We start from the raw sequence: 12232 nt of genomic DNA on the forward strand, positions 1-12232 counted from the left end.
TAATACTTTAACCTGTCTAATCCCACATTGATTATTCCCACGTGGATTATAATATATTCCAGTTAAATGTGACCGTCTGAACAGGCAGAACCCATGCTGGCCTGTTTTAATTTTCCTTCCACCCAATCCTGCAGAGCTTGAATAACTGTCCCTGATGCTCCAGTATACACTTCAATCCCTGAATTTTGGAGCATTTGAACAGCTTTAGGTCCTAAATTGCCGCACAAAAGCTTTTTAGCACCTGAACCAGCTATGAATTCACCAGGAGTCATGTTACCCCCTAGATGTTTGGCTCTGCTCTCTGTAATCTGAAAATCTTCTATTTTGTCATCTTCGTAGTTGATTAAAACAAAGTAAGGGGTTTTCCCCAAGTGTTGGGATATTTTACCTTTTAAACCCTCCTGGTCCAGACTGGGAACGCATATCAATACCATTTATAAGACCTCCCTTTAAGAATGGTTCAGTCAGAACCACAAAGCGGAATACCGCACTTGGGACATTTGGTTTCGCGACAGGGGACTCCAGGGGTTTTTGGAGATTCGTAACCACATTCTGGGCATTTACATACTCTTGGAGGTCCGGCTCCAATTCCTGCCCCTCTTCCTGTTCCCCTTCCAGCTCCAGTTCCCATCCCTCTTCCAGCAGCACCCCTTCTTCTTCCTAATCCGGGTTGTGCTGTGGGATTTTGGGATTCTGTTTCTGCACTTATTAGTTCAATTTTTTCGGAATCGCAGTCTGGACACTTGTCATATTTTTTGGTGGCACTCTGCCATTCGAAACCACAATTTTTACACAAATACCTTTTTTTATCCATAATATAATCTCCTCCTTTTATTTGGATTATTCTGCCTTCAACTAAGGCCCTTGAGATTTTTCTACGAGCTGAGTTGAGAGTTCTGTGAAAAGTGGGTTGAGAAATATCCATGATCTCAGCTGCGGTTTTCTGCTTGATTTGGTGGTAATCCTTGAGCCTCAATGTTTCAAACTCTTCCATTTTAATGTTCAATGGTTCGAATTCATCTTTTCCAGATATATCTGGTGCGAAACGACATACTCTGGGTTTACCCAATATTCGACTAAATCTTCGGGGCCTTGACATGTTATGAATATATATTCAAAACTCTATATAAACCTTTTCCACACCTTGTGTGATAGAAATCCCAAGGAAAAAAATAGAGATAAAATGTTATTAATTAAATTTCCAGACCATTATTAGGTTAAAAGTATATAAATATACTATAAATTTAAAATTAAACATTTAAATCTGTTTAAAAAATGAAAAAGCACCTCAAAAAATCCCAAGACAATTCAGATAAAGATTTAAATAAATAAGAAGAATAAAAAGAAATGTTAGGTTAGTCTAACACTTGGATGTATTAGAGGATGTTTTATCTATGAACACATTAGTTGAATTAAAAAATGGGAAAACTGCAATAATCAGGAAAATTGAGGGTGGTTCAGGTTTGAAAAATCGTTTGGAAGTTATGAACATTAGGTTAGGCAAAAAAGTGAAGAAAACATGCTCAGCACCTCTGCGTGGCCCTGTGGTCATAGAGATAGAAGGATGTAAAATGGCTATAGGTCGTGGTATGGCCAGTAAAGTATGGGTGGAAGAAATTTGAAGAATCGGAAAATATTGCTGATGGGTAATCCTAATGTGGGGAAAAGTGTTGTTTTCTCCAGATTAACCGGAGTAAATGTCATCCAATCCAACTATCCCGGCACTACAGTAGGATACACCAGAGGGCACCTTAATATAGGTCAAAGTGAGATGGATCTAATTGATGTTCCGGGAACCTACTCTTTATCTCCCTCCTGTAAAGCAGAAGAAGTAGCCAGGGACATGTTTTTTGATGAAGATCCGGAATTAATCATCAATGTGGTTGATGCCACCAATTTAGAGAGAAACCTCTATCTCACCCTGCAGATTCTGGAAAAAGGGATACCCACAGTGATAGTACTTAATATGTGGGACGCTGCTAAGCGAAAAGGTGTGCATTTAAACCTGGGAAAACTGCAAGAAACCCTGGGAATAAAAGTTGTAACTGCAGTGGCTGTAACTGGTGAGGGTATAAAGGAACTGGTTGATATTGTAAACGGAATCACTCTAAATCCCGAAGGAAACGTTTCTTCAATTCCTAAAATGGATGATGATAAGAAATGGGCTTTTATTGGCCAAATGTTATCTGAAGTTCAGAAAATAGAACATAGACACCCCTCCATACTGGAAAGATTAGAAGATGCCTCAGTGAAACCTGTCTCTGGAATTATAATAGCACTAATAGTACTATTCATCGTCATGCAAGTGATAATTGGATTGGGAGAGTTTTTAATTAATTATATTCTTGATCCCCTGTATTATCAGTTTTATGGCCCTTTTATAACCAGTGCCGTGGAAAACTCTATTCCCTCTGGTTTCATCCATGACATCTTAATAGGAAGTGGATATGAATATGAAACCTCTTTTGGTCTGTTAACAACGGGAATTTATGTGATATTCTCTGTTGTCCTTCCTTACATCCTATCATTTTATTTGGTTTTAGGTTTTATGGAAGATTTTGGGTATCTGCCCCGTCTGGCAGTTTTATTGGATAGTATCATGCATAAGTTAGGACTCCATGGCTATGCAACCATCCCCATTATTCTTGGTTTTGGGTGTAATGTTCCAGCCATGCTTTCAACCAGAATTCTGGAAGGAAAAAGGGAAAAATTTATAGCTGCTACCCTTGTTGCCATATCAGTCCCCTGTATGGCCCAAACCGCAGTTATAATTGGATTGTTGGGACAATACGGAATTCAATATATTATTATGGTTTATGGAACGCTTTTAATAGTTTTCACAATCTTGGGATCAGCCTTGAATCTGATATTGAAAGGGGAAAGTCCGGAAATTTTCTTTGAAATTCCTCCCTACAGAATACCTCATATGAAAACCTTGCTAAAAAAAACTTGGATGAGAGTGAGAGGGTTCCTTTTAGAAGCCCTGCCCTTCGTATTTTTGGGAATACTGGCCATTAACATCCTTTACCTCATAGGTGTGATGGGTGCAATTTCCAGCTTACTGGCCCCCATTATGTCAAAAATGTTGGGTTTGCCTAATCAAGCCATTGATGCCCTGATAATGGGATTTTTAAGAAAGGACTTGGCAACTGCCATGCTCGCACCTTTAGAACTTAGTCCAAATCAATTGGTTGTGGCCTGTACTGTTCTGGCAACGAGTTTTCCATGTATAGCCACATTTATTGTTCTGATTAAAGAGATTGGAATTAAGGACATGCTGAAAACAATTTTTATAATGTTGTCCATTGCCCTTATCACTGGAACAATACTTAACCTTATATTGAATTAACCATTTGAATTTAAAAAGAGTTGATATTCTATGGAAATAAGAGATATTCTTATGCGTCTAATCTTCATATTCAAACATGACTGCAGAAACTGTTCGGGATGTATGAAAAAAAATATGAAAATCAAAATGGTTCATAAGAAAAGAAACAAAGATCTTTAATTTTAAAAAAACCTTCATTTTTCAAGATGTAGAAAGATAAAATATATTGAAAATATAATATAGAAAATAAAAAAAAAATACCAATGACTACAAAAATAGAGAACAAAAAATAGAGATAATACTTGTTAAGTCCTTAAAGATCTAATTTAACAGATAAAAAATGCACCAGATGAAAAAAAAGATTAATTGATTGGAAAGAATTAAAAAAAAATTAATAAACAACAGTTTCCAAACTAGTGTCAATCAACACATCAAATGGTATTTTTTTGTTCCATCCTGCTTTTTCGAAGATGTTCATGAAACAAACACCAATTGTTTTGGGTTTTTCTGCACCAGATATTTCCTCCAGCATTTTTAATACATCTTCCGGTGAGCATCCAAATTTAGGCATGGCCAGACCACCCATAACCACCAAAACATCCGGGTTTACCAGTTCAACTTCCTGGTTAACAACGCTAAAACCAATACCTGGTTGCTCCTCAATCTTCTTAGCCGATTTAATATCTGATTTTGGAACATAAATCATTTGAAAATCTTTGTCTCTGACAGCGTATGCTAATAATTCAATGAAAGGTGTGCATACAGCTACTGAACCTGCGAAAACAACAGTAGAACCATTTTCAATATCTTTTAAACTTTCTCTGAAGGCAGATGTGAAACCTACTATACCGCTTTTCTTTTCCATAAAAAATCACCTCACTCCACTTTAATCATCATTTTTTCTAAAATATGATTATGATTATAACCGAACCTTTATAAGTTATTTTTGAATATATATTCACCTATGCCCAGACCACGAAGATTTCGGCGAATTCTGGAAGAACCCCAGATAAGGTGCTTCAAACCAGATAAAAAGATCGAAGGATTTCCAGAACCGATTAAGATAACCATTGATGAATTTGAAGCATTGAGACTTAGAGATTATCATGATATTCAGCAAAAAAGGTCCGCAGAGATAATGGGAATATCACAACCAACCTTCCACAGAACATTAACATCTGCCAGGAAAAAAATTTCCAAAGCCCTCATTGAGGGAAAAACTATCATCATTGTGGGAGAGGACCATATTACGGACAAAATGAGGTATAAATGCAATATTTGTGATTTTGAATGGCTTAGCCCTGAAAAAGAGTATGAAAAATGCCCTGACTGCCAATCGGAATCAATAATCATAGTGGAAGATGAAGAAACTGCAAAAACAGAGCCTTCATTATTACTGCGAAGATCTTTTGGAGGTAGAGGCCTGGGAGCTGGACCTCCAAGAGTATGCAAATGCCCCAATTGTGGATATGAAAGTCCTAAAACCCGGAATGTTCCATGTAAAAACACTAAATGCCCCCAGTGTGAAACTCCACTCTGTGGATCAGATTCATAACCATGCGAAAAGAAGATAAAGATGGTGTTATTATGCCTTTTATTGAAATAAGAAACATTACAAAGACTTTCAATGGTGTGGATGTCCTGAAAAACGTGAACATGAATATTGAAGAAGGAACTGTTTTAGGAATTCTGGGAAGAAGCGGCTCTGGAAAATCAGTTCTTATAAATATGCTCCGTGGAATGAAGGACTACAAGCCAAATGAAGGTCAAATTATATATAACATAGCCTTTTGTAAGGACTGCTTGAGAGTGGAACCTCCCTCAATGGAAAATGAATCCTGTGAATGTGGAGGGGTTTTCAAAACCGAAAGGGTGGATTTCTGGAATGCTGATCGACTGATTTTTGCTGCAATTCGGAGACGTATTTCCATTATGTTACAGCGCACATTCGCATTATATGAGGATGACACAGTAATTGACAATGTTATCAAGTCCATCAGTGGACATAATGATGAAGAAAGCATTTCCATGGCCATTGAACTCATTGATCTAGCTCAGATGACTCACCGCATTACCCATATTGCCCGAGACTTAAGTGGGGGAGAAAAACAGAGAGTTGTTTTAGCCAGGCAAATTGCCAAAGAACCTATGATTTTCCTGGCAGATGAACCAACCGGGACCCTGGACCCTAAAACCGCAGAATTACTGCATCAAGCTCTGATTGATGGAGTTAAAAACCAGGGAATAACCATGATAATCAACTCCCACTGGCCAGAAGTAATGGAACAACTCTCTGACCATGTGATATGGTTAGAAAAAGGCAGAATAGTTGAACAAGGCTCCCCAGAAGTCGTAGTTAGGAGTTTCCTGGACAATGTTCCCCTTCCTGAGCACAAAACAGAATTTGAAATTGGCGGACCCATCATCAACATGGAAGGAGTTAAAAAGTATTATTATTCCATTGATCGGGGAGTGGTAAAAGCAGTGGACGAGGTAAGTTTAACTGTTAATGAGGGGGAAATTTTTGGAGTTGTTGGTCTATCTGGAGCCGGGAAAACAACTTTATCCCGTATTTTATATGGTCTCACTGACCCCAGTGATGGTAATATAACCGTTAAATTAGGTGAAGAATGGATTGATATGACCGAAAAGGGCATATTTGGTAGGGGCCGGGTTAAACCTTACTTGGGGATTCTTCACCAGGAATACAGCCTTTACCCTCATCGAGACGTTCTTGGAAACCTTACCGAAGCAATTAGCCTGGAATTACCTGCAGAATTCGCTAAAATGAAGGCTTTATACGTTCTAAACGCAGTAGGCTTTGATGAAGGATACGCAGAAGCAATCCTAAACAAAAACCCCGATGAACTCAGTGGAGGAGAACGTCACCGGGTGGCTCTGGCACAGGTATTGATTAAAGAACCTAAAATCGTTATCCTGGACGAACCCACTGGTACCATGGATCCCATTACCAGGGTTCAAGTCACAGATTCCATTAGAAAAGCAAGAGATGAATTGAATCAAACTTTCCTTATCATCAGTCATGATATGGATTTTGTATTGGATGTTTGTGACCGGGCCTCTCTCATGAGAGGTGGGCGTATTTTAAAAATAGGACTTCCCAGTGAAATTGTAGATGACCTGACAAGGAAAGAAAAAGATAAGATGTTGAAAAAATAATATCTCCCTTTTTCTTTTAATAATAATTTCTTTCATGGTTAATCTTCAAGAAAGTACACCATTTTCTAAATAATTTTCATCCAGTATTTTCAGCCAGGATTCAATAAGAGATATTTTGAATATATATTTAGAATATGCTTTATAAAGCATCTGAAACCATCGAAGAACGATTGAAGACTTTAAGAGGTGTTTATGTGTATAAAATAGTATTATTTGTTTTAGCTGTTGCTTTAATAGCCTATGTGGCAATAAAAGACCCTGCAAAGAAATATTAAATTATGGATAACTGTTTTTAATCTTTAGAAGATTTCTTATAGTAATTGATCCATTGATTGATATTCTAATTTGGGTTTGAACCTTTTAATTTAATCAAAGTTATCTCACAGTTCGATCCCAGTCTCATGGGAGGTCCCCAAGTACCAGTACCCTGAGATACATAGAGCTTTGTTTCTTTGTATCTATACAATCCACTCATGTAGGGGAACATCAATTTAACCAGGAAATTGAAGGGAATCATTTGGCCGTTGTGTGTGTGGCCGGATAATTGCAGGTCGATTCCTGCTTCATTAGCATCCTTCAGCCCCCTTGGGAGATGATATAAGAGAATTGAGGGTTTTTCATCTTTAATTTCCAGCTTGGAAAGAGAATTTTTTAGGTGGTCACTTTCAAAGGAATATCCTACACCAATTACTTGAATTTCCCTGAATTCAATCATTTCATCCCTAAGAATTTTTAAATTGGTGCCTCCCAATACCCGGAATACCTCATCCAATCCTTCATAGGTCTCATGGTTACCAGTTACAAAGTAGGCGGGTGCATTGAAACGGTTGATATCTTTGAAGGTATGTTTATGAAGTCTTGCACTGCCATCAACCATATCTCCGGTTATGAAGATCACATCAGGATCTAAGTTGTTGGTTTCATTGACAATTCTTTGCATGTATCCAGAATTCCTAATGGAACCAATGTGAATATCACTGAGATGAACAGCGTTCAAATCTTCTTTCAAACCATCAATAGGTATTTCTATATGGTTAATTTTCAATAAATAACTGTTATAAATGGAGTAAGCGCTGATGAGTGTTGTTAATACGGCAATTGTTATTCCAGTTGATTCCCGGGGGATGTGGAAGAAGAATGAAATTACAAGATATATGATCAGAAAGAATAGTAGATAGAATGAAATCCCCATCCATGCAGATGCAGCGGTGTAAAAAATCCTTGTAAGGCTGTTAGAAACAATTCTCTCAATAAAAGTGGCTAATGGATAAGATAGGGCTGCAATAATCATGATTATGTAAAATCCATTCTCCATGGGTAAACCAAGTAAAAAGGACATTCCAAAAAAAACATAGTAATTGAGAACTAAAAATCCTACGAAAAATAGGGAAATGAACATTGCATACTGCAGGATTCTTCTCATTTAAACCGCCGATGGATAAACTGGACTCATATAACTCTGAGATAAGATCATTACTTTAAAAAAATTTTTCCTGCTACCTTTTAGTTTTAACATGAAAAAAATTGGAACAGATTTTTTTCGAAGTTTTATTGGATAGTTTTATTGGATATATATCGATTTTTATATTATCTATATTATCGAGGTTTCAGGCAATAGTTTCACCAATATATAGTCATACATCATGGATTTTTTTATCTCAGAAACATCCCCTAAGCGATAATCATCCACAATAACCTCTGCAATCTGATCCTTGTACTTTTCATAGTCCAGTTTTACTCTCACACCATCCAACTGACTTACTATGGGCGCTGGTGAATAAATTTCCTTTACTGCAGGCACTTGATTCTCTATCTCTGTTTTAACCAGAATTGAGGGTACTATGGGAGGATCATCCATCATTTCTTTACGTCGCTTGTCCAGTATATCTTCCACCACCTCAACCAAGTTCTTGAGAGCTCTGATATTTTCTCCTCGTTTCAATCTACGTGGAATCCTTCCCAGACCACTAACATAGGCCGTGGCTCCTGGCAGATCTTCCACATTCATCTCCGGAGCACCAGTCACTACTACTGGAATGTCAATATCTGCGAAAAGGTGGGTTTTATTCATCAGGCATTCCCGGAAACTTCCCAAGGTAAATACTGCCAGATCATGTTCTTCAATGAGTCTTTTCTCATCCTCTGAAATGCGGGAAATTCCCTTTCCAGCCCCCCTGGACAATCCAATCATGTTGTCTTTGGCTCCATATCTCCTCAGATACTCAGATATATCACATGCTGAGTGGGGAAGGTGTTGGCGAGCTAGTGTGGGAGATACAATTGCAATTTCTGTACCTGCCATGGGAGCCCTTTTTATTTTCCCCAGAAGTTCCCGTGATTTTTCTTCCACCTTTTCCACATCATCCGTGGGCACTGCCAGGGTGAGTACCAGATCCATCTGACTGGTGGTCTCCTGCAGCACGAAACCTCCTAGATCCTCAATAAGTTCGTTGATTTCCTCGTGTTTGTGAACTCCGCCAATATATGTTAGGGTTTCGTACATAATTTACTCTCCAGAATATGATAACGTGCTTGTGCTCTTTTTAAAGGATTGAGGTGTGCATTTTTATGAGAAGGAATTTCCACAGAATTATTTCCCATAAACTCTATTTCATTGATTAAATCAGGGTTTTGAGCCTGTTTCATATAATCCGGGTATACTAAGAAATCAGGTTTCTCTGTGGTGATGGTGAATCCCATGTCCTGCACTATTTCTCTTATAAAATTTGAGTAAACCTTAACTTTTATTTTTTTCCTTTCATCCAACAAACCCTGTTGAGGATGAAGATATTTCGCATAATCTTTGTTAAATATTTCAAGATCAATTTTTTCAGTGCCTAAAGTATTTGAAATCAAATTTATACTCTCATGTATCTGTTTAAACGTGTTTAACTTAATTTTTATTGCTGGAATATCGGTTTTTGTTTCAGAAAGTACAATTGCCAGATCTGCCCCTTTAAAATTGTTGTCTTCCTTTACAGTGTATTCTGAAACACCAGCCATTTTCACTGCTTCCTGGCACATGGGTGTGGTGAAAATTTTCATAAATAAAACCTCAGTTGTTTTTATAAACTTGATTTCTGTTATTAAAGATGAATAAAATATATTTTTTTATAGTGTTTTATAGTGCCTTTTTTAATACAATCCAATTTTTTTTACAGAGCCCCTCAATTATAAAGATGGGTGGAATCACACCACCCCTATGTGCATGATTAAAAAAAATTTTGCTTTTCTCACCTGATTTCCCCCTAATTAAGTAGCCAATAAGAGCCTACCAAAGATTTAAATAATAAATTAAATAAAAAAAGAACATAACAAGACCGTTTTATAGTGGTCTCGGGATGTGAATGAATTGTTTGGTGCAGATGAAACTCCAAAAACAGCCCCAATAAATGAAGGGGAAGAATACGAGGTTAAAATTGAAGATGTTGGTAAAGAAGGCGATGGAATTACCAGAATTGAAGGTTTCGTAGTCTTCGTACCTGAAACAAAGGTGGGTGATGAGGTTAAAGTTCGAATAACCTCGGTGAGGAGAAGGTTTGCTTTTGCCGAGAAAATCCCGGAATAAGTAAAAATATATTTATTTTTTCCCAATTACTATCTCTTTTTGGTGCTCAAATGCAGGTTTCACTTAGTTTAGAAAGATCTTTTTCTCAAGATGTGGCTATAATGGTGGATGTTCTGCGCGCCAGCACCACCATCACAGTAGCCCTGGAAAAAATCCCATATATAATTCCCACCCTTGAAATAGAGGAAGCTTTAGCCATGGTTCCAGATCACCAGGCATTTATTGCTGGTGAAAGGGGTGGGGCAACCATTGAAGGATTTGATACCGGCAATTCACCTGTTGAAATCCAAAAATTTAGTGGTAAAGCCCTGATTATCACCACCAGTAATGGAACCAGAATCCTGGAAGGTATTCAGGGACTTGCACTCATAGGTTCATTCATAAATGCAAAAGCTGTGGCTCAAAGAGCCTGTGAATTAGCTGATGACCATATTGAAGTAGTTATGGCTGGAGTGAGAGGAGAATTCGCCATAGAAGATTTTCTTGGTGCTGGTGAAATAATTTCTCACTTGAAAGATTATGAACTCGATGAAATGGCACAGGCGGCACTTCTGGCCGCTCAAAATCCTGAATTTGTAGATTATTACGTTAAAAACTCCAGATCAGCTCGTAACCTCAAAAAATTAGGATTTGGTGATGATGTGGATTTCTGCCTGCAAAGAAATATATCCGAAATTGTACCCCAGTTTAAAGAGGGGATTATAAAAATTTCTAACTAGACTCATAAGAACAATCTTTTTATATACTTATATATCATAATTATTGGCTCGAAACTAAACCTCAAACAGTTATCAAAAACAGCTAGGCTTAAAACTAGATTTAAATAAATCATCAAATTTACCCATAATTTCAAAAAATAAATGATGAAGAGTTTAAATTCCCCCTGGCTAAAAATAAATAATTTGATCCACTATAATACATTTATAGGCATTTTTTAACTTATTTAGAGTGATTTAATGGCACCTGAGAATCTAAAAATTATTGGTACCGCCCATGTATCAGAAAAAAGTGTTGAAGAAGTGAGGAATACCATTTTAGAATCTGAACCAGATGTGGTTGCTGTTGAACTTGATGCAGCTCGTTATCAGAATCTACTCAATGAAAAAAATGGTGTGCAACAGGATAAAGAGATTAAAATTAGAGAGGTCCTTAAAGGAAATAATTTAACCATGTTCCTGGTGAGTGGGCTACTAAGTTATTTTCAGAAGAAGATTGGGGAAGAAGTAGGAGTTAAACCTGGTTCAGAGATGTTAGCTGCTGCTGAAGCAGCTGAAGAAGCAGGGGCCAGAGTTGCACTGATTGACCGTGACATCCAGATAACCCTGAAACGGGCATTAAACCGTATGAGCTTCTGGGAAAAGGCAAAGTTCGCCTACAGTATCATTGCATCATTTTTCACCGATGAAGAAGAAGTCATTGATGATATTGAAAGCATAAAACAGGGGGATGCCCTGGAAGAAGTGATGAAATACTTCCAGGAGATGTCGCCCCGTGCTTATGAAGTTCTAGTCCAGGAAAGAGATGCTTATATGGCCCAGATGCTTTTAAATCTAGAGGGTGATGTGGTAGCAGTGGTGGGGGCTGGTCACAAGCAGGGCATCCAGGAACACATAGAACAACCCGAGGGTTTGCCCTCCATTCAACAACTTTCAGAACTGAAAGAATCCAGGATTAACCTTACCAAACTGATTTTATTTCTAATACCAGCACTATTCATAGTAATATTCGCAGTGGCACTTTTCAAAGGCATTAATATCCAGGGGGGAGTTTTAGAGTTTGTTTTACTTACAGGTGGTTTGGCATTCGCAGGTTCATTACTGGCAGGTTCAAAAATCCCTTCTGCCATCACTGCATTTTTAGTGGCACCAGTCACTGCAATACATCCCCTTCTGGCTGCAGGATGGTTTGCAGGTATAGTGGAAGCTAAATTAAGAGGAGTATCCATGGATGACTTGGCAAAATTAACCAAAAGTGAAAGCTGGAGTGATCTGTGGAATAACAATCTATTCCGGATACTGCTGGTGGTGGTGGGTGCAAACATAGGGACGACAATAGGAGTCTTTTTATCCATACCTAACGTTTTGTGGCCTCTGTTGGGTAAAATAATGGGAACATAAAGCAGGATCTTAAAACATGACCCATGAACATCACAATGA

At 37.8% G+C, this 12232-nt stretch carries 14 protein-coding genes; 8 read left to right on the top strand and 6 right to left on the bottom strand.

The features are described 5' to 3' along the window. Window positions 1-62 precede the first annotated feature (62 nt). Together HVN35_02530 and HVN35_02535 are read right to left on the bottom strand one after the other, a co-directional pair. Window positions 63-434, bottom strand: coding sequence for a NifB/NifX family molybdenum-iron cluster-binding protein (locus HVN35_02530; protein ID NYB51429.1), 372 nt, complete (start codon window positions 432-434; stop codon window positions 63-65). A 26-nt stretch (window positions 435-460) separates the two neighbouring features. Further along, window positions 461-1099: a DUF134 domain-containing protein gene (locus tag HVN35_02535; protein ID NYB51430.1), complete on the bottom strand. Its 639-nt coding sequence runs from the start codon at window positions 1097-1099 to the stop codon at window positions 461-463. 295 nt (window positions 1100-1394) lie between these two features. Between HVN35_02535 and HVN35_02540 the strand changes: the two genes are divergently transcribed. Then, a complete protein-coding gene (locus HVN35_02540) occupies window positions 1395-1622 on the top strand; it encodes a ferrous iron transport protein A (protein NYB51431.1) in 228 nt (75 codons plus the stop codon). Continuing rightward, the gene (locus HVN35_02545) at window positions 1604-3349 is read left to right on the top strand and encodes a ferrous iron transporter B (protein NYB51432.1); all 1746 of its coding nucleotides are present in this window, start codon (window positions 1604-1606) and stop codon (window positions 3347-3349) included. Before HVN35_02540 ends, HVN35_02545 begins: the two co-directional genes overlap by 19 nt. Window positions 3350-3719: 370 nt before the next feature. On the opposite strand, the gene HVN35_02550 is transcribed toward HVN35_02545, so the two are convergent. Further along, window positions 3720-4193 (bottom strand): DUF2124 family protein, encoded by a 474-nt coding sequence (locus tag HVN35_02550; protein ID NYB51433.1) that lies wholly within the window; start codon window positions 4191-4193, stop codon window positions 3720-3722. 99 nt (window positions 4194-4292) lie between these two features. Here HVN35_02550 and HVN35_02555 point away from each other — a divergent pair, with 99 nt between their 5' ends. The 3 genes from HVN35_02555 (at window position 4293) to HVN35_02565 (ending at window position 6783) form a co-directional block, all read left to right on the top strand. After that, on the top strand, window positions 4293-4883 hold the full coding sequence (locus HVN35_02555) for a DUF134 domain-containing protein (GenBank protein ID NYB51434.1): 591 nt from the start codon (window positions 4293-4295) through the stop codon (window positions 4881-4883). Window positions 4884-4915: 32 nt separating this feature from the next. After that, on the top strand, window positions 4916-6508 hold the full coding sequence (atwA, locus tag HVN35_02560) for a methyl coenzyme M reductase system, component A2 (GenBank protein ID NYB51435.1): 1593 nt from the start codon (window positions 4916-4918) through the stop codon (window positions 6506-6508). A gap of 134 nt (window positions 6509-6642) precedes the next feature. After that, the gene (locus HVN35_02565) at window positions 6643-6783 is read left to right on the top strand and encodes a hypothetical protein (protein NYB51436.1); all 141 of its coding nucleotides are present in this window, start codon (window positions 6643-6645) and stop codon (window positions 6781-6783) included. 65 nt (window positions 6784-6848) lie between these two features. On the opposite strand, the gene HVN35_02570 is transcribed toward HVN35_02565, so the two are convergent. The 3 genes from HVN35_02570 to HVN35_02580 form a co-directional block, all read right to left on the bottom strand. Further along, entirely contained in the window at window positions 6849-7931 is a 1083-nt protein-coding gene (locus HVN35_02570; protein ID NYB51437.1) for a metallophosphoesterase, read from the bottom strand. A gap of 168 nt (window positions 7932-8099) precedes the next feature. Further along, on the bottom strand, window positions 8100-9011 hold the full coding sequence (locus HVN35_02575; GenBank protein NYB51438.1) for a methanogenesis marker 7 protein: 912 nt from the start codon (window positions 9009-9011) through the stop codon (window positions 8100-8102). Further along, the gene (locus HVN35_02580) at window positions 8996-9553 is read right to left on the bottom strand and encodes a hypothetical protein (protein NYB51439.1); all 558 of its coding nucleotides are present in this window, start codon (window positions 9551-9553) and stop codon (window positions 8996-8998) included. The genes HVN35_02575 and HVN35_02580 overlap by 16 nt, the downstream gene beginning before the upstream one ends. 307 nt (window positions 9554-9860) lie before the next feature. On the opposite strand from HVN35_02580, the gene HVN35_02585 reads away from it, so the two are divergent. The 3 genes from HVN35_02585 (at window position 9861) to HVN35_02595 (ending at window position 12193) form a co-directional block, all read left to right on the top strand. Beyond that, window positions 9861-10076 carry a TRAM domain-containing protein gene (locus tag HVN35_02585; GenBank protein ID NYB51440.1) on the top strand — a complete coding sequence of 72 codons (216 nt, stop codon included), beginning with the start codon at window positions 9861-9863 and terminating at the stop codon, window positions 10074-10076. Between the two features lie 50 nt (window positions 10077-10126). Continuing rightward, on the top strand, window positions 10127-10795 hold the full coding sequence (comB, locus tag HVN35_02590; GenBank protein ID NYB51441.1) for a 2-phosphosulfolactate phosphatase: 669 nt from the start codon (window positions 10127-10129) through the stop codon (window positions 10793-10795). A 237-nt stretch (window positions 10796-11032) separates the two neighbouring features. After that, complete coding sequence (locus HVN35_02595) at window positions 11033-12193, top strand: TraB/GumN family protein (GenBank protein ID NYB51442.1); 1161 nt, start codon at window positions 11033-11035, stop codon at window positions 12191-12193. The last annotated feature ends 39 nt before the right edge of the window (window positions 12194-12232 follow it).

The organism is Methanobacteriaceae archaeon, assembly GCA_013403005.1.
Classification (GTDB): domain Archaea; phylum Methanobacteriota; class Methanobacteria; order Methanobacteriales; family Methanobacteriaceae; genus Methanobacterium.